Here is a 20,333-nt window from a genome sequence, read left to right as displayed (position 1 = left end):
GGACGTGAATCATTTATGCTTTGTCAAAATTGTGGGAAAAATGAAGCAACGATCCACTTATATGCAACAGTAAACGGACAGAGAACGCAACTTGATTACTGCCAAAGTTGCTATCAAAAAATTAAAAATCAACAAAATGGAGGTCTGACTAGTATGGCTCAAAATGATCCTTTTGGTTTTGGCAGCTTGGACGACTTATTCCGCTCCATGTCCCGCCAAATGCAACAGCAAGGAAACTATGAACAAACTCCTCCAACCCAATTCGGTGGTAACAACAACTTTAACGGCGGTCAACCACCGCAACAAGGAAATTCCGAAGGTCTTTTAGGAGAATACGGAATCAACATCACCGAACAAGCTCGTCAAGGTGACATTGATCCTGTGATCGGCCGTGATGATGAAATCAAACGTGTGATCGAGATTTTAAACCGTCGAACAAAAAACAATCCGGTATTAATCGGTGAGCCTGGTGTTGGTAAAACTGCCGTAGTTGAAGGACTTGCACAAAAAATCGTAGATGGCGATGTGCCGCAAAAATTAATGGATAAAGAAGTGATTCGTTTAGATGTGGTTTCTTTGGTTCAAGGAACTGGTATCCGTGGACAATTTGAAGAACGGATGCAAAAATTGATCGAAGAAATTAAGCAGGCTGAAAATGTCATATTATTCATTGATGAAGTCCATGAAATTGTCGGTGCTGGTTCTGCCGGTGATGGGAACATGGATGCGGGAAATATTTTAAAACCAGCTCTAGCTCGTGGCGAACTACAAATGGTTGGTGCCACTACATTAAATGAATACCGCATCATCGAGAAAGATGCAGCTTTAGAAAGACGGATGCAACCGGTTCGGGTCGTTGAACCTTCTGTTGAGGAAACAATCAGTATCTTAAAAGGATTGCAAAAACGCTACGAAGACTACCATCACGTCAAATATACCGATGAAGCAATCGAAGCTGCAGCTATTCTCTCAAATCGTTATGTTCAAGATCGTTTCTTACCAGATAAAGCGATTGACTTGCTTGATGAAACTGGCTCAAAGAAAAACTTAACGATTCAAATCGTTGATCCTAAAACCATTGATAAAAAACTTGAAGAAGCACAGGAACAAAAAATCCAAGCTTCTAAAGAAGAAGACTTTGAGAAAGCCGCTTATTATCGTGACCAAATCAGTAAATTAGAAAAGATGAAAGAACGTCAATTAACAGATGAAGAAACGCCTGTTATCACAGAAAAAGATATGGAAAAAATTGTGGAAGAACGTACGAGAATCCCCGTTGGCGATCTAAAAGAAAAAGAGCAAACACAATTGAAGAATCTTGCGACTGATCTAAAAGCACATGTGATTGGACAAGACGATGCCGTAGATCGTGTGGCAAAAGCTATTCGTCGTAATCGGGTTGGCTTGAGCAAGAAAAACCGCCCTATCGGATCATTTTTATTCGTAGGTCCAACTGGTGTCGGCAAAACTGAATTAGCCAAGCAACTGGCATTTGAATTATTCGGTTCCGAAGATTCAATGATTCGTTTTGATATGTCTGAATACATGGAAAAACACAGTGTATCTAAATTGATTGGTTCTCCTCCTGGCTATGTGGGCTATGAAGAGGCAGGTCAACTTACTGAAAAAGTACGTCGTAATCCTTATAGCTTGATTTTATTGGATGAAGTGGAAAAAGCACATCCTGATGTGTTACACATGTTCCTCCAAATTTTGGATGATGGCCGTTTGACTGACGCACAAGGTCGGACAGTAAGCTTTAAAGATACGATCATCATTATGACAAGTAATGCTGGTACAGGTAAAGTCGAAGCAAATGTCGGTTTTGGAGCAGCTCGTGAAGGGGTTACTCGTTCTGTTTTAAACCAACTAAACAATTACTTCACACCTGAATTCTTGAACCGTTTCGATGGAATCATCGAATTTAGCGCGCTATCAAAAGAAAACTTAATGACCATCGTTACCTTGATGCTAGATGAAGTCAATGAAATGTTAGCAGCACAACAACTGCATATCGAAGTGCCGACAAATGTCAAAGAAAAACTTGTTGACTTAGGCTATGACCCAGCAATGGGCGCACGCCCTCTTCGTCGAACGATCCAAGAACAAATCGAAGATGGAATTGCTGAATTTTATTTAGACCATCCTTCAATCCATGAACTAAAAGCAAAATTGGATAAAGAAGAAAAAATTGTGATCACTTCTAAACCAGAACGTTTAGTCAAAGAAACGACAAACGAGCCAACAAACTAAACATCTGACAAAAACTTCGCTTTGCGACTGATAAAAAATGAAGCACCCATGAAAAAGCGACAGCTTTTCTCACGGGTGCTTCATTGCTCAAAGCGGATTTTTGATTGTTTTTTGACAAAAAGCAAAATACTGTTCTTTTCATTAGAAAAAAATTATAATGAAATTAAGTTGTATCTAAAATCTACATAAAAGAGGTGAGCGCCATGAAATTTGTCAATGTAACGAATAGTCATTCACGTTTGGTTTTAAACCAATTGGAAAATACAGATGCTCATATGGTGAAGGTTTACACTGCAGGCAATACAATGATTGTTTACACTGAAGCACCGGAACATAACGAGATTTTACTGATTAATGAAAAACGAAAAATACAACCCAAAGAAATTGAAGAAGTCAAAACGTACTTCCTCAATAAAATCCATGACGCCCTATATCAAGAAAACGAAATCCAAGTAATTGAATTAGATGACTTAGTTGAAATCTCGATTCCGAAACATCATCCCCACACTGAGGTTGCAATGTGATGATTACAAATAAACAAAAAAAAGAAACCTTTTTTAGAAGGATCGAAGGATAATGTTTGATTTTATCCTTGATCCAGCTCATTTATAGAGCTGGATCTTCTAAGATTGATTGGTTTCTTTTTTTGGTGTTTTTCCTAGTCGAACGATTGCTCTTACTTCGTTAACGATCGATTCATTATGCTCCCAACCTTCAACATCTAACAGCCTGCATAAACGCTGCATTTCTAACTTTTTTCTTGCTTTACGTTGTTTTCGTTGCTCCAGTGTTTCCATCCAACTCCCCCTTTTTTCTTTTTATATGTACACATCTTTATTTTAATTCATTTTATTTCAAAGAATTTACCAATTTTTTCTTTAAAATAAAAAAAACTTTCCACCAAAATTGTTGGAAAGTTTTTTTGCTTTTTTGGTAACCTGTAATCAATGAAATGAGGCTGCGATAGCCTCTAAGATTCGTTGACTTGCGTAACCATCTCCATAAGGATTTTTTGCTTGTGCCATCTTTTCATAAGCCTTTACATCAGTTAACAATTGTTTTGTCTCGTCATAAACTGTCTCTTCGTCTGTACCAACGAGTTTTAAAGTTCCGGCTTTTACACCTTCCGGTCGTTCAGTGGTATCACGTAAGACAAGAACCGGAACACCTAAAGAAGGTGCCTCTTCTTGAACTCCGCCTGAATCAGTTAATATAAGATAACTTTTGGCTGCACAATTGTGAAAATCAATGACATCTAATGGTTCGATCAGCTGAACATTCTCATATTGTCCTAAAATAGTATCAGCTAATTCTCGTACTTTAGGATTTTTATGCATCGGAAAAATAATGGATACATCAGAAAATTCTTCAGCAATCCTTCCTAATGCTTGAAAAACGTTCGCCATTGGCTCGCCTAGGTTCTCACGTCGATGCATTGTTACTAATAATTGTTTAGTGGAGCTGCTCGAAAGATGATCGCTTTTTTGATCCGCCACGATCGTGTACCTCATCGCATCGATCGCCGTATTGCCAGTAACGAAGATGTTTGCTTCATCGTGGTGCTCTCTTCTAAGATTATCAGCACTTTCATTGGTTGGCGCAAAGTAGAGATCCGCTAAAACATCTGTGGATTGCCGATTGATTTCTTCAGGAAACGGTGACCATTTGTTCCAAGTTCGTAATCCTGCTTCGACATGTCCGACTTTAATTTGTTGATAAAATGCTGCGGTCGCTGCAGCAAATGTTGTGGTCGTATCTCCATGAACTAAGACGATATCAGGCTGTTCTTCTTGTAAGATTGGTTCTAATGATAAAAGAACTTTCGTTGTAATAGCGGTGAGTGTTTGATTGACACTCATCACATCTAGATCGTGATCAGGAGTAATTTCAAACACTTCTAACACTTGGTCTAACATTTCACGGTGCTGGCCTGTAACCGTCACGATTGATTCAAAGCGCTCATCTTTTTCCAGCGCTTTGATCAAAGGTGCCATTTTTATTGCTTCTGGACGTGTTCCAAAGATCGACATTACTTTAATCATCATTATATTCCTCCGGATTATTTAGTTATTCTCTCCCGGCTATTTTCATAGTACTCCCAAAGCACCACCATGTGATGAGCGCTTTACATTAAACTTTTTAATTTGACATTTGGGTACTTGTCAGCAAACCAACGTTCAGCAAATTGGTTTTCGAACAAGAATAATGGCTGATCAAAACGGTCACGTGCCAAGATATTACGACTAGAACTCATCTTCTCATCTAAATCTTCGGGCTCGATCCAACGGGCAATTTTATGACCCATAGGTGACATAATCACTTCTGCATTGTATTCATTTAGCATCCGGTATTGGAATACTTCAAATTGAAGTTGTCCAACTGCGCCAATGATGTATTCTTCCGTCAAATAAGTTTTATAGAGTTGGATCGCACCTTCTTGGACTAACTGATAGATACCTTTATGGAATGATTTTTGTTTCATCACATTTTTAGCAGTGACTTTCATAAATAATTCCGGAGTAAAGGATGGTAACTCTTCATACGCCACCTTCAATTTTCCTTCATAAAGAGTATCGCCAATTTGATAATTTCCTGTATCATAGACCCCGATAATATCCCCTGCTACAGCATTCTCGACATTCTCTCTTGAGTCAGCCATAAACTGCGTCACATTACTTAACTTCAATTTTTTACCTGTTCGTTCTAATTGAACATCCATCCCACGTTCAAAAGTTCCAGAACAGATTCGCACAAAAGCAATCCGATCTCGGTGAGCTGGATTCATATTGGCTTGGATCTTAAAGACAAAACCTGAAAATTCTTCTTCATAAGGACTAACTTCTTGTCCTGATTGTGTTTGATGTCCGTAAGGTGAAGGGGCTAATTCCACGAAGGTTTCTAAAAATGTTTGCACACCAAAATTTGTTAACGCTGAACCAAAGAAGACCGGTGTCTGATCTCCCCGAGCAATTTTTTCTTCATTAAAAGAATCTCCTGCTTCTTTCAACAATTCTACTTCTTCAAGAACTTGTTCATACAATGAATTTTCCGTCAAAGGATGGCCTTCTGGCAACAATCCTTCTTCATCCAAAGCAACAAGGCGCTCATCATTATAATTTTCTGGACGATAAAACTCAATACGATTATGGTGGATATCATAGAGTCCTTCTAAGCCTTTCCCCATACCAATCGGCCAATTCATTGGATAAGACTCGATATCGAGCAACTCTTCCAATTCTTCTAAAAGTTCTAATGGTTCGCGACCATCTCGATCTAATTTATTGATAAAGGTAAAAATAGGGATTCCTCTTTTTTTAACGACTTGGAATAATTTTTTTGTTTGAGCTTCAATCCCTTTGGCACTATCGATGACCATAACCGCACTATCGACAGCCATCAATGTCCGATACGTATCTTCAGAAAAATCTTCATGCCCTGGGGTATCTAAGATATTGACTCTTTTACCATGATAATCAAACTGCATCACAGAACTGGTAACTGAGATTCCACGTTGCTTCTCAATTTCCATCCAGTCAGATTTTGCAAAGTTACCAGTCTTTTTCCCTTTGACAGTTCCTGCCTGACGTATTGCGCCACCAAATAAAAGTAATTGTTCAGTAATCGTTGTTTTACCAGCATCCGGATGGGAAATAATCGCAAACGTGCGTCGGTTATCTACTTGTTGTTTTAAGTTAGGGTTATTCATGTTTTACTCCATTTCTGTTACATCATTATCATCTTATTCGTCATCCTGTTCGAGGAATGATCGAACTAGCTATCTCAACTTACCAAGTATATCATGGAAACTATCAAAAAATAAACACTTGTTATGAGTCTTCTCTCTTTCTCTGTTGAATAACATATAAACGACTTTTTCAATAGGAGAAAATAAAGCTTTTCCTGCTACTAGAACAACTGAAAACAGACTAAACAAAAAAAGTTGAACTTAGAACAAGCTTTTGTTCCAAGTTCAACTGTCTATTTCAATTATTTACAGACAAACGATTATTTATTTTACATCGTGTTTTTTCATCAGATTACTTGCCTACTTTATTTTGACTCCTCTTAGGCTCCTTTCGACCTTTCAATAGGAACAAGCTAATGAATACCCCTAATAAAATTGTATATCCTAATTTTTGAAGAACTTGGTTATTCTTTTCACCTGTTTTTGGTAATAGACCTTCCTTACCAGTCCCTTCACTAATAGAAGATTTACCTATTTCATTGTTGTCCACTTGTGTATTTTTACCTTGCTCCTTTTTATTATTGACGTTTTTATCTTCCTCAGAGGATGATGCAGTTTCTTTATTCTCTAATTGTTCAATTGCCTGCACCAAATCGTTCATCACTTGTTCGACTTCGACTTGCGTCGTATTTGGATCAGCTAACACTGCTTGCGCTGCTTCCAGCGCTTTGCGGAACACTTGCCAACTTTCTGCTGTATAACCACTTGCGATTCGGTTTTGGTTTTCTTCGACCAATTTTTTTAATGCTGTTTTGTCTACTTTAGTTACTTCTTGCAGTTGCTCGATGGCTTTTCTCACTGCTTGAACTGCATCGTCTACTTCGGCTTGCGTTGCTTTTGGATCTGTTAACACCGCTTGGGCTAATTCCATTGCCTTAGTGAAGACTTTCCAACTTTCTTTTGTATAATCGCTTTCGTTTCGGTTTTGATTTTCTTCGACCAATTTTTTTAATGCTGTTTTGTCTACTTTAGTTACTTCTTGCAGTTGCTCGATGGCTTTTCTCACTGCTTGAACTGCTTCATCTACTTCGCCTTGCGTTGCTCTTGGATCTGTTAACACCGCTTGGGCTAATTCCATTGCCTTAGTGAAGACTTTCCAACTTTCTTTTGTATAGTCGCTTTCGTTTCGGTTTTGATTTTCTTCGACCAATTTTTCTAATGCTGTTTTGTCTACTTTAGTTACTTCTTGCAGTTGCTCGATGGCTTTTCTCACTGCTTGGATTGCTTCATCTACTTCGGCTTGCGTTGCTTTTGGATCTGTTAACACCGCTTGGGCTAATTCCATTGCCTTAGTGAAGACTTTCCAACTTTCTTTTGTATAGTCGCTTTCGTTTCGGTTTTGATTTTCTTCGACTATTTTTTCTAATGCCGTTTTATCTACTTCTGAAGGAACTTTGATAGTAATTGATCTCGAACTTCCTTTTAACCCTTTGCTATCAAATAGAAATGCTCCTGAATCCATGGTAATTTCGGACTCTTTTTCGATAACCTCAATGATCTCTTTCTCAATCGAAAATTCAATCACCTTATTATTTTGAACAGGATTCGAAATTGACAGTCGATAAGTATCATTACTCAATTTTTCTGCAATAATGGATGCAGGTTCAGATACGTGAACAAAAGCTGCCTGTTGATTTCCACTCCAAGCATTCAACATGAGATAGTCTTTTGTCTCAATCGCTTGGATTTCTGGTGTGTTTGCTAACACATTATAGCTTTTATGTTGCGCCATTTCTGCCATTTCTTCTGCTGTCTTTCCAGCAACAGTCAAATACTCATAAGTATCATTTTGAGCGTTACTTCCATGATTTTTGATGATTTTTACAAATTCTTTTGTATATGATTGATCATTGACAAAATATTCGTTGATATCCAAATATTTGCCAGATCGAATTTCTTTTTGAACGTCAACGTTCGACATGGTATTTGGAAAAATGTAACCTAAATTATTGAGTGGATTTGTCGAAGTAAGATTGATCCAAGTAGAATCAGCTGTTTTCTTTTGGATAATTTGCATGTTACTTGAATCCATCATTCGATTATCAAGGATCGTCTCAATTGTCGCATTCGTTGTTCCGCTGATTCCACTGCCTAAATTAATCAATTTATCTTCTAACAAAAACCATGATTTCTTTGCTACCAAATCCATATTTTCATTTTTCTTATCTAAAAACATTCCGACTGCAGCTACTTTTCCATTATTCGATCCTCCCACCCAAGACTGAGGACTCTTTTTACCAGTAGAAGCACCTTCTGCTAACACTTTTGTGTCTATAGTGGTACCTGGTAAGCGATAAGAATCAATAGTGACCCAATAACCTTCATCAAATTGAGCGAGGTCACCGTTATAAAGATAAACCATCCCATCAGCCGTATGCCATCCTTTTTTATTTTCAGTATTTCCATATTCATAATTTCCAATACGACTAGAGTACATACTTATTCCGAGACTATAACTCTCGTTTTTTTGAAACACTCGATCCATTGAACCATAAATATTCACGAGATTTTGCTCTTCTTTACTAGTTATCGAAGGCTCATTCATGATTTTCTTAAGATCAATCAACGCTTCAAAGTCTCTTGGGTTTTCAAAAAAATCATAAAAATAACTACTATGCTCAAGCCATGCTTTAATAGACGAATCAATTTTCTTGCGTAAAATTTCTGGCGAAAATTTCGCTACTAATGTAAGATTGGCGATTGTTTCCTTTCCAGATTCAAATTCAGAGGTAAAGGGATTCGTCCCAGGAGCTCTAGAAATACTTCGTCCTGATACCATTGAGGGCATTTTTCCATTTACCATCAATTGTAAATAACCTTTATCGGTTACTTGAAACAAGTTATTTATATTGTCATCTTTGATTTCCCAATGTGTCCCTTGCAAAATCGTTTGAACCCGTCCAAAGCCTTTCAGCAATTCATTTCCATAACTTCCGTTATATGGGAAATGACTATGTTGGATTAATGAGCCGTCTGAATATAAGCCATCTCCTCCTGTCACCATTTTTAAAACGGATGGAACAGCGCTTTGAACTGCCTCTACTCGGGAATCATTTTCTAATAAAATGGCTGTTCCTAAGACGGTAATAGATATATCTGTTAAGTTCGCTCCTGTAGCCGTATAGCTAGGCCATTGAACTTTAGGATCTTGCGCATAGTGGTTTAAAGGTTCAACAAATTTAGTTAAGATTGCATCATCTTTTTCGATTAAATCATCATGTAATAAAATCAGTGTATCTGTTAATGGCTGTGCTGATCCAATTTGCCAATCCCACCAATTTCCACTCCAGTAAGTTCCATTGTAGTTTTTGGTTTCAATCATAAAATCAATTGCTTTCAAAATTTGCGTAAAAACCTCTTGATTCTTATATAATGAACTCGAAGGATCATAATAACCTAATGTCAATTTTTTGATGTTGGTAAATTGAGTGGTATAGTCTGCTGATAGTGTGTCTGAACTTTTTTTCTCCCACAAATAAGTTCTATTTTCTGACTTATTAAGTGTTTGCCATAATTCTAAACTATCTTTGGCTATTCTCGCTCGATATTTTTTTACGTCCGAATCCTGATCAAATTCTTCATGATCTTCTTTAGATCCTAGCAAGCGTGCTTTCCATCTCTCACGCATTTCACGATACTCTGCTTTTTCTTGAATAACCGTAACTGGAATCGTATCACTTAAATCCGTATTTTTGATTCTCACAGTCACCTTTGCTTCTCCGGTTTTGAGTGCTTTCATTCTTCCTTGACTGTCTACATTGACAATACTAGGATCACTACTGCTCCACTCAATTTGTTTTTCAGGAACTTGGACGCCTGTTGGTGTTAATATGTAAGTTAATTGTTTGGATCTTTTCTCGCTGATTTCGGCTGAATCAATCGAAAACTTTATCCCATCAGGTAAACGTGCTTGACGATAAGCTTCCATTGAAATAATGCTCGAACCATAATATTGACCATTCGTGTGCTTCCACATTTTTAGTTGTTGGTATTTAATATATCGAGCTGTTACATTCGCTACTTCAATATATTTTTTTGCTTCTTTCCCGCCACTTCCACGCTCCTCCTTATAGATGGATTGATAATTTTGATTGTCGTTAGAAACTAATACCTCATATTCTGGACTCTCCGCATGAAAGTGTAAAACCACCTGACCAATTGTTTTTTCTTCTCCAATATCAACAGTCAGCCACTGATTATCTGTTTTATCCGCTGACCATCTCGTCGATATATCCCCATCAACCGCTTTTTCACCTACAAATTGCGGATATTTCCAATTATCTCCTTGTTTCCCACCTTCTACTCCTGAGTAGGTAACATTCTTTTTAAACAAAAAATCTTCAGTATCTTCAGCACAAACGATTGGACTGTAAAAAGATGTAACAACAAGCGCCAATCCTGTTAAAGCAAAAATGATTGCCTTCTTCATTAAAAAATTCCTCCTTTAGTTAAATAGAATAGTCGATAAAAAATTTTAAGTCGTGAGGCAAAATGAATGATCATCAATTTTTTATCCATTCTTTGCAACTTTTGTACATACTACTTTTACTTGAGAGAACTACCTAATATTTGTTCTTAGTTTTTTAGTTTCAATTGAGATAAATCATTGGAAGAATCGCTCATATCTGCTTATTCGTAAAATATTTAAAATCTGTCTTTCTACTAAAAACACTACTTTACATTTTCCCCACCTCCTCACTGATTCACTTAAACATATAAAAAAATAGGCATGAAAAAACGACGGAAGACTCCGTACGTGTTTTCCATGCCTAGTATAACCTAGTCACATGAAACTTGTGTTTGCGTTTTCATAATACTCTAGCAAAAATTTATTGTCAACCAACAAAACATTTAAATATACTGGTTATATTATGTATAAGTTAACTGGGAGCATAGGATCTTATTGTATGTTTTAGTAATCTTTACAAAAGGGTAAAGTTCTGCCTCTCTTGTTTCTGACTACCCCTCAACTTAGGGAACCACACTGATTTACGTATCAACTTTGGAAAAAAGAAAAAAACATCCTTGCACAAAATCTCTTCTGTGCAAGGATGAAACATATCTTATCTTCTCGGCTCATTTTCATCAAAATCTTTATAAAATAAACGACGGTCCTCATCTGGTTCCACAATTTCTTCTTTAGGATCATGGAACACCACGCGAATTTTTAAAATTCTAGAACCTTCCATTTCTTCAGAAGTCAAGGTAATGTTGTCTACATCAAACGATAATTTTTCTCCCTCATCAGGGATCATGCCCAAAGCAGTGATTAAATAGCCTGCCATCGTGTCAACATCGCTCATGTGTAAGTTACTGTCAAATACTTCGTTGAACTCATCGATCAACATTCGTCCTTGGATCACGTATTCATGTTCAGCAACCTTTTCATATAATTTTTCGACTTCATCTGATTCATCATCAATTTCACCGACGATTTCTTCTAGTAAATCTTCTAAAGTCGCTAAACCAACGACTCCACCATATTCATCCAGTAAAATAGCCATCTGGTTTTGAGTTTTTTTCATTTCGTACAAGAGATCATCAATGAATATTGTCTCTGGTACAAATAAAGGTTCTTGCATGATTTTTTGAATATTTAAATTTTCAAAGCCAAATTTATGAGCAGCTTTCAATAAGTTTTTCGTATGAAGAATCCCAACAACTTTGTCTTTGTCTTCATTATAGACCGGAATCCTTGAATAATTTTCTGATAAAACTTCATTGACATTCTCTTCAACGGAGTCATTGATATCGATCATAAAAGCATCTGTTCGAGGAACCATTACTTCCCTAGCTACTTTGGTATCTAAAGAAAAAACACCTTGCAGCATTTCTAACTCTTCATTATCAAGTACACCTTCAGTTTCCAACATATACCGCATTTCATCTCTCGTCATTTTTGAATCTTCATCATCAAAAGTCATTGGTGTGACACGAGCTAGTAAACTAGTCGATGCAGATAATAACCAGACGAAAGGTTTGGCAACCACACCGATCAGACGGATGATCCCTGAAGTAAAGTTGGCTACTTCTTCTGATTTGTTCAAGGCGATTCGTTTAGGATACAATTCACCAAAAACAATCGATACGTAGGTCAAAATAGCTAAAACAATAATATTGGCAATATTTCTTGCTGCTACACTACCACCTAATAATGGTGCTAATTTTTCTGATAATGTATTGGCTAACGAAGCACCGGATAGGATATTGACTAACGTGATTCCTACCTGGATCGTTGACAGAAAGTTATTTGGGTTCTGCAATATTTTTAAAAGCTTTTGAGATTTAACATCTCCTTCTTCCGCTTTTTGCTCGACTCGATTTTTGTTGATCGAAACAACAGCAATCTCGGAAGCAGCTAAAAAAGCATTGATCAAAGTTAAAATGATCAGTAATAAAATTTGCGCTAACAGCGACTGACTCTCAGGGTCAGCATTCATAATCGCATTCTCTCCTTATATTTTTTAATTTTTTTGTTTACGATAGAAAAAAAGCGTGACTATAAAGATAGCCACGCTAAAATGTTATCACAAAGAATTTTTCTTTGCAATAAAAACAACTATGAAGCAATTAGTCGGAATTGCTGATACGTTATTCCAATGTCGTTGCAATTTTTTTCTTTTTTTCATTTTGCTGGTCTTCTTTAACAATTTTGATGACATAAGAAATAATCGTCTTACAAATGGCATAAAACGGTACACCTAAGAAAATCCCGATCAAACCAGCAATGTTTCCAGCTACTAATAACACAATAATGATCGTTAGCGGATGGATTTTTAATGATTTTCCGATGACATTTGGATAAATCACATTTCCATCCAATTGTTGAACGATCAAGACAACGACACAACAAAGCAATGCTTTAACAGGATCATTGAATACTGTCACTAAAAATGCTGGAGCTAAGCCTAGGTAAGGACCTAGATAAGGAATCAAATTAGTCAAACCAGCGATGACGCCAAATAAAAAGGCATAATTGACCCCTATAATCAGATACCCCAAAAAAGTAAATGTTCCGACAAAAAGACATTCAATCGCTTGACCACTAATGTAGTTAGCTAATGTTTTGTTCAATTGACCAAGTAATTCAACAATTTGATCTCTTCTCTTTTCAGGAAAGAATTTCTTGACTGTCGGAACCATTTTTTCTCCATCTTTCAACATATAAAACAAAATAAATGGAGCTGTAATGATCACGATTGTAGCAGAAGCGATCGTACCGACAAGCGATCCTAAGCTGTTTGAAATCCCGCTGAGGAACTGTTGGATAATCTTAGCATAAGAAATATCTAATTGATTCAAATAATGATTGATATCTACTTCTTTGAAGATCGGTAGTTGGGCCATATTATTTAACCAAGTCTCTACACGACTAATAAAGTCAGGAATATTCGATGCGATGGATGAAATTTGTTGGATCAAGCTAGGAATCACGCTGAGCAAAATCCAGATGATCGCTGCGACAAGCAAAAGTAATACGATTGCTACCGCCCAAATGCGTTTGATTTTGATCTTCATCAATAGTTTGACAATAGGATTCAACAAATAATACAAAAATCCAGCAATCAAGACTGGTGCGAATAATGTTGAGAAAAACGTTCCAATTGGTTGAAAGATAAAATTGATTTTTGAAGAAACCAAGATCAACGTGGCGATAATGAGTAATTCGCAAGACCAAAACATCAATTTTGATTGTTTCAATTTTTCAAACAATATACTTCCTCCTTTCGTCTTTTTTACTAGTATATATTATTTGTGTGAAAATTTCTTTTATTCTTACTGCTATTTGTTTTTTTATCCACTTTTCATTTTATTTTCTTTACAGTATACTAAACGAATGAAAGGTGGGTTTCGGATGAAAGTCGTTCAAACAAAAGATACATTAAGTGATATTTACCTTGATGCCGTTCGTATTAGAAACCAAGTTTTTGTCAAAGAACAAGGCGTTCCTATAACTAGAGAAATTGATCAAAATGAAGCACATTGCATCCACTTTGTTCTTTATTCAGACCAAAATCTACCTTGTGGGACCGTTCGGCTATTACCATTAGAAAATGGAAAAATGAAGTTACAACGAATGGCGATTCTTGCAGATTATCGTCATCAAGGATTAGGTCAAATTTTAGTAGCTGAAGCTGAAGCTTTCGCCAAAAGTCAAGGATATAATACGATTTTGCTAGGCGCCCAAGCAACAGCTGAGAATTTCTATAAAAAATTAGGATTCACTGCTTATGGAGAACCATTTGAAGATGCTGGTATTGCTCATATCGCAATGAAAAAAGTCTTTTAATTATTGACAGGCTATCAAAGCAAGGATCATCCCTTGTCCTTTTTCTTCCATCATCAGTGTCTATGTTGAAGAACCCATAGCAAAAAAGCAGTAAGCGCAAAACTTTTGCGCTTACTGCTTTTTTTTGTTTACTTGCGCGACAATTGCTTGTAACGGTTATACCAAATATCAATATAGCCTTCGGAGAAAGGGCCCTCACCATTATTGATCCAGTCAACCAAGATCTTCACGTTTTCTTTTAGGATGAAGTCGATATCATTCGGATAATTCATCATTTGGCTATGCATCTCATATTCATCGACATCTAGTAATCGTTTCTCTCCATCAGGAAAAACTTTGATATCTAAATCATAATCAATATACTTCAATGCCTCATCGTCCAGCAAAAAAGGTGAAGCTAGATTACAATAATAGGAAACCCCCTTTTCTCGAATCATTGCTATTACATTGAACCAGTATTTTTTGTGAAAATACACAATTGCTGGTTCTCGAGTCACCCAACGACGTCCATCAGACTCTGTAACTAGAGTATGATCATTGACACCGATCATCGAATGCTCACTTGTTTTTAATACCATGGTATCACGCCACGTTCGATGCAATTTGCCGTCATGTTTGTAACTTTGGATCGTTACAAACTCACCTTCTTTTGGGACTCCCATAGCAACCCTTCCTTACGCAGCATCTCATGCTTTGTGTTTGGGTGTTCATTACACCGACATCGTAATTATTATATCAATAAAAAAGAGCTTTGCCTAGAAAGGATTACTATTGTTTCGATTTTTCTCTAATTGTTCGTTTAATTTTACCTGTACTTTTGGAAAAGCCACGTTATCGAAGTCTTCTGGTAATAACCATTGTGTTATTTCAGTTTTAGGAAATTTGTCATTTGATTGAGAAGGTATTCGACCGTAAAATAGTAATACGTGCCATTTCAAATGGCTAAAGATATGCGTTATCTCTCCCAAATGCCGCTTTTGCCAAATCAATTGTTCTTTAAAATGAAAGGGTAGCTCCGTTTCTTCTTCTGCAACTTTGTCTTGATCGAATAAGCTTGGTTCATGAGATTGAGCCCATTCAGCTTGCAACCATTCGTATTTCTCTTTTGTGACTTCGACCATCGGGAACGTCCACATGTTTGCTAATAACCTTTGCGTATGTCGTTCCTCAAAATAATAGGCTCCCGCCTCATTTTGAATCGCTGCACACACATAATAGACATCTTTTGGTTTGGCTTTCTTTGTTTTTACTGGAAACGAGGTTTGCTCATTTTTTTTGTAAGCTAAGCAAAATGATTGGATCGGACATGATTCACAATTAGGTGAAGTAGGTGTACAAATGGCCGATCCTAGATCCATCATTGCTTGGTTAAACTCACCAGGATGCTTTTCATCAATGATCTTACGCATCGCCTCATCAAAAATTTTCCGACTAGAAGCTTTGGCGATGTCAGCTTCAATACAAAATAAGCGACTCACGACTCTCATGACATTCCCGTCGATTGCTGGTTCTGGCAAACCAAAAGCAATACTTGAAATAGCGCCTGTAGTATAAGGACCAATCCCTTTCAATGAACTGATTTCTTCTGGTGTTTGCGGCATACGTCCATCAAATTCTGTCATAATCTGTTGGGCAGCAGCTTGGATATTTCGAACGCGAGAATAATACCCCAATCCTTCCCAAGCCTTTAAAAGTTTTTCTTCTGGTGCCGCAGCTAACGCTTCAATCGTCGGAAACCATTCCATAAAGCGATAAAAATAAGCAATTACCGTATCTACACGGGTTTGTTGAAGCATGATTTCAGAAATCCAGATACGATAAGGATCACGATCATAGCGCCAAGGTAGATTGCGTTTTTCTTTTTCGTACCAGCCAACAAATTGCGTTTGAAACTGTGCGATTTCCTCTTCCGTCCATTTTTCCCATTCTTTATTCACTTGCTTCTTCCTTTTCTACGATAAATCGTTGGATCATTTCTAAATCAAATCCTTTTTGATATAAGCTTTGTTTGATTTTTAAATTACGTTTTTTCGGTTCAAATCTCTCGTTTTTACGCCATAACTTGTCCCCTTGTGAAACTAATGCTTCATATTCAGCGTCTTCATCCGTTTCTTGTGGTAAATGGGCGATGGCTTGTTGGATCGCCTCTTGGGTGAATCCCTTTGTCATCAAGTTTTGTTGAATTTTTCTAAAAAGTTCTTTATGACTTTTCCCATGATTTTTATTGAATAATTTTTCTGCCGTTTGCGATGCTATCGCTATTTGTTCTTCTTCTGGATATTGCAACAGCGCTTGCTCTATGATTTCCGGTTTCAAACCTTTTTGTTGTAATTGCTGAGCTATTTTTTTTGGTCCTTTGTCACTTAGTCGTACATTTGTCCGCACGTAGCTTTCACCATAGACGAGGTCATTGATCAAATCTAATTCCTTTAAACGATCCACGATCTTATTACGGTCAGCTAGTTCAATCTCTTTTTCTTTCAAATAAGTTCTAATTTCTTTTTCCGAACGCAATTGATAACTTAGATAATTGAGCGCTTGTTGGAGACCAAAGTCAAACCCACTACTTTTCTTGATTTCCTCAATTGTTTCTTCTGTTAATTCTTGTCCCTTTAACAAGCGGTAACGCACCAAGATATCTTCTGAAACCTTCAAAGAATCCCCTTCAGATAATTCGACTTGATAAAATGGACCTTTGCCTTTACTGATCCTAGTAACTGTTATCATTGAGTTACCTCCTCGAACGTATATTCTTATCATAACATAGAAAATCCCCATCGCTATTAATAATATGTTAGAATAAAACCACACTATTAGAAAAAAGGAAGATACTTATGACAGAAACCATTGTCAAAAACGGCCAAACCATCCCTTTAAAAATCAAACGACTGGGTATCAACGGTGAAGGGATCGGTTATTTCAAACGTTTGATCATCTTTGTCCCTTATGCACTGCCCAAAGAAGAAGTTCTTGTCAAGATCACGAAAGCAACACCTCGCTATGCGGAAGCTCAGTTAATCAAAGTCAAAAAGCAAAGCAAGGATCGAGTGGTGGCGCCTTGTCCAGTGTATTATGAATGTGGTGGCTGTCAGCTTCAACATTTAGCATATCAGGCGCAACTTGATTTCAAAAAAGATTTGCTTATGCAAGCGCTAGAAAAATTCAAACCGGCTGGCTTTCGTTCTTACGAATTACGTCCAACGATTGGCATGGAAGAACCATGGCATTACCGAAACAAAGCACAATTCCAATTAAGAAAAAATAAGAAAACACAACAAATCGAAGCTGGGCTATATCAAGCAAATTCCCATGAACTTGTGCCATTAATCGATTGCTTAGTTCAAGAACCACAGACACAGAAAGTGATGAATACGGTCGTCGAGTTATTGAATAAGTATGACCTTCCTATCTATGATGAACGGAGCAACAGCGGCATTTTTCGGACGATCATGGTACGTGTTGGAATAAAAACGGGTGAATTACAAGTTGTCTTTATTACTCGCAGTCAAAAATTTCCACAAAAAAATGCAATCATCCGTGACATTAACCAACAATTGCCAGAGGTTGTTTCAATCATGCAAAATGTTCAACCTGCTAAAACTTCTCTCGTAATGGGCGATGAAACAATCCACCTTTGGGGAAAAGATGCTATTGAAGAACATCTCAATGAAGTTACTTTTGATCTCTCACCACGAGCTTTCTTCCAGCTGAATCCGCAACAAACAGAAGTCCTTTATAATGAAGGAATCAAAGCACTCGCGATCCAACCAAATGAAACGATCGTAGATGCTTACTGTGGTGTGGGAACGATTGGTTTAAGTGTAGCAAAACAAGCGAAAGAAATCCGTGGAATGGATGTGATTCCTCAGGCTATTGATGATGCACGTAAAAACGCTCAACGTTTAGGGTATACTAATACCCATTATGAAGTTGGAACTGCTGAAGAATTATTACCAAAATGGCTTGAAGAAGGATTTGAACCAGATGGGATCATTGTCGATCCCCCTCGTACAGGGCTTGATCCCCAGTTGATTCAATCGATCCTCAACTATCCGCCAACGAAATTAGTATATATTTCCTGCAACGTCTCAACCTTAGCACGAGATCTGGGACAATTAAGTAAGAAATTCAAAGTGGAATATTTGCAGTCAGTGGATATGTTTCCCCAAACGGCTCGATGTGAAGTCGTTGTAAAATTGACTAGAAGATCAAGTGTTACCAGCAAAAATTAGTTGAACTTTTTTCGGTACTTTTTCTGCTCGTCTGACTTAACCCAACCTAAGTAAATAAAAAACATCCAAAACACAGCTCTGTGTTTTGGATGTTTTTGTTATGCAATAGTTCATGATTGTCCACTTTTTTAATTCTTACTAATTCAATTTATCCACTAAATATTTACTTTTTGATACTTTTTAATGCACGAAACAATGTCTGGGATTGTCCTTTGAATGACATGACTTGTTCAAATATATCTTCCCCATCATTCAGCATCTTTACGGTGGTCCACCCTAGTGATTCGGTGATGGCACTTGCAACAGTGGCATTGATCGCTGCCCCTGTAACAGTTCCAACTGCTGGTACAAATTTGACAATATTTCCGACAGTACTTCTTCCTAAACTGACTACTACAAGTTCTTTAGAAACACTTTTCCCTAAACTTTCTGACCAAGGTTGTCCAAAAAGTTTATGTAGCCGAGCCATCATAGTCAATTGAACTGGAACTAATAAAAACGCATCTGAAAAAGGGATCGGAGAGCAACCGATGATTGCAGCTGTTAACGAAGCCGCGTGAATGATCCTATGACTTTTTTTGCGTGTCGTTTCATCGACTCCTTTTAAAAAATCTTTAAATACATGATCAAATTTTGCTTGATTTTTTGCAAGGATTTTTTCTGCTACGATTTTCGATTGGTCATAAGCATTAAGGATCACTCTAGCTGATTTTTGTGGCATTTTTTTTAACACTTCAGCAAAGAAAGAGTCGAACTCTTGCTGGTCAAGTGTTTCTTTAGCAAGTGGTGCAACATGATTAGTTTCATCGCTTGTATCTTGCGTATTCTTCTTAAAAAATCTCATCATACTTTTCCCCCTACTAAAAACTACCAATACTCCATTTAATGAAGCATTGTTGTAGCTCTATCATACATTAAACCTTTCCTTAACCAAAATCATTCACTCATGAACAAAAGAAGGTTGAAACAACAATGTTTAGCATCAAGAATTTAGAACGAATTTCCGAAAACTGCTTCTCAAATTTAAAGATGAAAATCTCGAAACAGCTTCTCATGTTTTGAAAAATTCAGGCTTATTTCGAGGAGCTGATGATTGAACACCATTTACACATTTTTAGAAATAAAGAGACTGAAGCAAGTTTTGCCTCAGTCTCCTACACTTTTCTTTGAATAATTGGTATTTCTAGCACATATTCGCTGAAATTGAACCCAAAAGATTCTTATGTTTTATTATTGAATATTCGCATCAATTACTTGATAAAAAGCATTGGTTGTATCACTAATATTCCATACAGCCAAGATCACGTGATAGCCTTTGCGATCTTTTGGAATATTGATTGTTTGTTTGACAGTTTGTGGCGGTCTTGCACCTTTGTCATCAATTTTTGATATCAATTCAAAATCACTGATTTTCAATGGTGCATTAGGATTCCAACCAGTTTTAGTGATATAGTAATCCCAAGTACTTGTACTATGCTGCGCAGTTAAAAACCAAGTAATATTCAAGTTGCCAGTATTGATGATATTTTTATGCCATCTAGTTGCTGTTTGCTCATCTAGTGGCTCAAATCCAGTAACCCCAGCACTTGCTATTTTCCCATCAATAAAGGTATTTTTTGGTGCTTCAATACTTTGTGGCTCCCACTCTGCTCGTCCAACATTTTGGTTCAAATTACCAGCTGCTGCAGTTCCGAAATAAGCACGACTTCCAGGTGAGGTAATATAGCCATGAGCATAGCCAGATGCACCGAATCCAAACAAACCTAACATAACAACGCCAACAAACATTAAGATATTAACCTTTTTCATGATG

General features: G+C 37.1%; 15 protein-coding genes. 4 read left to right on the top strand and 11 right to left on the bottom strand.

Going from position 1 to position 20,333, the window contains the following annotated elements; genetic code table 11:
- Positions 1 to 15: 15 nt before the first annotated feature.
- Both AB3I12_RS06510 and AB3I12_RS06505 read left to right on the top strand, forming a co-directional pair.
- Positions 16 to 2,253, top strand: coding sequence for an ATP-dependent Clp protease ATP-binding subunit (locus tag AB3I12_RS06510; protein WP_063626821.1), 2,238 nt, complete (start codon positions 16 to 18; stop codon positions 2,251 to 2,253).
- Between the two features lie 203 nt (positions 2,254 to 2,456).
- On the top strand, positions 2,457 to 2,777 hold the full coding sequence (locus tag AB3I12_RS06505; RefSeq protein ID WP_010719687.1) for a DUF1827 family protein: 321 nt from the start codon (positions 2,457 to 2,459) through the stop codon (positions 2,775 to 2,777).
- 99 nt (positions 2,778 to 2,876) lie between these two features.
- Here the strand turns inward: AB3I12_RS06505 and AB3I12_RS06500 are convergent, their stop codons facing one another.
- The 6 genes from AB3I12_RS06500 to AB3I12_RS06475 form a co-directional block, all read right to left on the bottom strand.
- On the bottom strand, positions 2,877 to 3,050 hold the full coding sequence (locus tag AB3I12_RS06500; RefSeq protein ID WP_010719688.1) for a hypothetical protein: 174 nt from the start codon (positions 3,048 to 3,050) through the stop codon (positions 2,877 to 2,879).
- A gap of 147 nt (positions 3,051 to 3,197) precedes the next feature.
- On the bottom strand, positions 3,198 to 4,298 hold the full coding sequence (gene wecB / locus AB3I12_RS06495; protein ID WP_063626819.1) for a non-hydrolyzing UDP-N-acetylglucosamine 2-epimerase: 1,101 nt from the start codon (positions 4,296 to 4,298) through the stop codon (positions 3,198 to 3,200).
- 80 nt (positions 4,299 to 4,378) lie between these two features.
- Positions 4,379 to 5,959, bottom strand: a complete 1,581-nt coding sequence (locus AB3I12_RS06490) for a peptide chain release factor 3 (protein ID WP_010738143.1) — start codon at positions 5,957 to 5,959, stop codon at positions 4,379 to 4,381.
- A 331-nt stretch (positions 5,960 to 6,290) separates the two neighbouring features.
- Positions 6,291 to 10,427 (bottom strand): polysaccharide lyase family 8 super-sandwich domain-containing protein, encoded by a 4,137-nt coding sequence (locus tag AB3I12_RS06485; RefSeq protein ID WP_063626817.1) that lies wholly within the window; start codon positions 10,425 to 10,427, stop codon positions 6,291 to 6,293.
- 634 nt (positions 10,428 to 11,061) lie between these two features.
- Positions 11,062 to 12,438, bottom strand: a complete 1,377-nt coding sequence (locus tag AB3I12_RS06480; RefSeq protein ID WP_063626815.1) for a hemolysin family protein — start codon at positions 12,436 to 12,438, stop codon at positions 11,062 to 11,064.
- Between the two features lie 151 nt (positions 12,439 to 12,589).
- Positions 12,590 to 13,681: an AI-2E family transporter gene (locus AB3I12_RS06475; protein ID WP_231105545.1), complete on the bottom strand. Its 1,092-nt coding sequence runs from the start codon at positions 13,679 to 13,681 to the stop codon at positions 12,590 to 12,592.
- Positions 13,682 to 13,853: 172 nt separating this feature from the next.
- Here AB3I12_RS06475 and AB3I12_RS06470 point away from each other — a divergent pair, with 172 nt between their 5' ends.
- Positions 13,854 to 14,288 (top strand): GNAT family N-acetyltransferase, encoded by a 435-nt coding sequence (locus AB3I12_RS06470; RefSeq protein WP_010719695.1) that lies wholly within the window; start codon positions 13,854 to 13,856, stop codon positions 14,286 to 14,288.
- A 128-nt stretch (positions 14,289 to 14,416) separates the two neighbouring features.
- Here the strand turns inward: AB3I12_RS06470 and AB3I12_RS06465 are convergent, their stop codons facing one another.
- The 3 genes from AB3I12_RS06465 to recX form a co-directional block, all read right to left on the bottom strand.
- Positions 14,417 to 14,950, bottom strand: a complete 534-nt coding sequence (locus tag AB3I12_RS06465; protein WP_010719696.1) for a DUF402 domain-containing protein — start codon at positions 14,948 to 14,950, stop codon at positions 14,417 to 14,419.
- A 93-nt stretch (positions 14,951 to 15,043) separates the two neighbouring features.
- Positions 15,044 to 16,225, bottom strand: a complete 1,182-nt coding sequence (gene mutY / locus AB3I12_RS06460) for an A/G-specific adenine glycosylase (RefSeq protein ID WP_063626812.1) — start codon at positions 16,223 to 16,225, stop codon at positions 15,044 to 15,046.
- The gene (recX, locus tag AB3I12_RS06455) at positions 16,218 to 17,015 is read right to left on the bottom strand and encodes a recombination regulator RecX (protein WP_010738148.1); all 798 of its coding nucleotides are present in this window, start codon (positions 17,013 to 17,015) and stop codon (positions 16,218 to 16,220) included. Before recX ends, mutY begins: the two co-directional genes overlap by 8 nt.
- Positions 17,016 to 17,122: 107 nt before the next feature.
- Here recX and rlmD point away from each other — a divergent pair, with 107 nt between their 5' ends.
- Positions 17,123 to 18,520 carry a 23S rRNA (uracil(1939)-C(5))-methyltransferase RlmD gene (rlmD, locus tag AB3I12_RS06450; RefSeq protein ID WP_010719699.1) on the top strand — a complete coding sequence of 466 codons (1,398 nt, stop codon included), beginning with the start codon at positions 17,123 to 17,125 and terminating at the stop codon, positions 18,518 to 18,520.
- A 163-nt stretch (positions 18,521 to 18,683) separates the two neighbouring features.
- Here rlmD and AB3I12_RS06445 read toward each other — a convergent pair whose 3' ends face one another.
- Complete coding sequence (locus AB3I12_RS06445; RefSeq protein ID WP_034698910.1) at positions 18,684 to 19,364, bottom strand: YcjF family protein; 681 nt, start codon at positions 19,362 to 19,364, stop codon at positions 18,684 to 18,686.
- A gap of 386 nt (positions 19,365 to 19,750) precedes the next feature.
- Complete coding sequence (locus AB3I12_RS06440; RefSeq protein ID WP_010719701.1) at positions 19,751 to 20,329, bottom strand: lytic polysaccharide monooxygenase; 579 nt, start codon at positions 20,327 to 20,329, stop codon at positions 19,751 to 19,753.
- Positions 20,330 to 20,333: the final 4 nt, after the last annotated feature.

It is taken from the genome of Enterococcus sp. C65, from assembly GCF_040887165.1.
In the GTDB taxonomy this organism is placed as follows: domain Bacteria; phylum Bacillota; class Bacilli; order Lactobacillales; family Enterococcaceae; genus Enterococcus_B; species Enterococcus_B hirae.
Note: the sequence above shows the minus strand (reverse complement) of the source record. Positions and strands in the feature narration are given on the sequence as shown.

Coding starts and splice junctions, on each gene's coding strand:
- AB3I12_RS06465 (WP_010719696.1), bottom strand. CDS start 14,950: ATGGGAGTCCCAAAAGAAGGTGAGTTTGTAACGATCCAAAGTTACAAA.
- AB3I12_RS06445 (WP_034698910.1), bottom strand. CDS start 19,364: ATGAGATTTTTTAAGAAGAATACGCAAGATACAAGCGATGAAACTAAT.
- AB3I12_RS06490 (WP_010738143.1), bottom strand. CDS start 5,959: ATGAATAACCCTAACTTAAAACAACAAGTAGATAACCGACGCACGTTT.
- AB3I12_RS06510 (WP_063626821.1), top strand. CDS start 16: ATGCTTTGTCAAAATTGTGGGAAAAATGAAGCAACGATCCACTTATAT.
- AB3I12_RS06485 (WP_063626817.1), bottom strand. CDS start 10,427: ATGAAGAAGGCAATCATTTTTGCTTTAACAGGATTGGCGCTTGTTGTT.
- recX (WP_010738148.1), bottom strand. CDS start 17,015: ATGATAACAGTTACTAGGATCAGTAAAGGCAAAGGTCCATTTTATCAA.
- AB3I12_RS06470 (WP_010719695.1), top strand. CDS start 13,854: ATGAAAGTCGTTCAAACAAAAGATACATTAAGTGATATTTACCTTGAT.
- AB3I12_RS06500 (WP_010719688.1), bottom strand. CDS start 3,050: ATGGAAACACTGGAGCAACGAAAACAACGTAAAGCAAGAAAAAAGTTA.
- AB3I12_RS06505 (WP_010719687.1), top strand. CDS start 2,457: ATGAAATTTGTCAATGTAACGAATAGTCATTCACGTTTGGTTTTAAAC.
- wecB (WP_063626819.1), bottom strand. CDS start 4,298: ATGATGATTAAAGTAATGTCGATCTTTGGAACACGTCCAGAAGCAATA.
- AB3I12_RS06480 (WP_063626815.1), bottom strand. CDS start 12,438: ATGAATGCTGACCCTGAGAGTCAGTCGCTGTTAGCGCAAATTTTATTA.
- AB3I12_RS06475 (WP_231105545.1), bottom strand. CDS start 13,681: ATGTTTTGGTCTTGCGAATTACTCATTATCGCCACGTTGATCTTGGTT.
- AB3I12_RS06440 (WP_010719701.1), bottom strand. CDS start 20,329: ATGAAAAAGGTTAATATCTTAATGTTTGTTGGCGTTGTTATGTTAGGT.
- rlmD (WP_010719699.1), top strand. CDS start 17,123: ATGACAGAAACCATTGTCAAAAACGGCCAAACCATCCCTTTAAAAATC.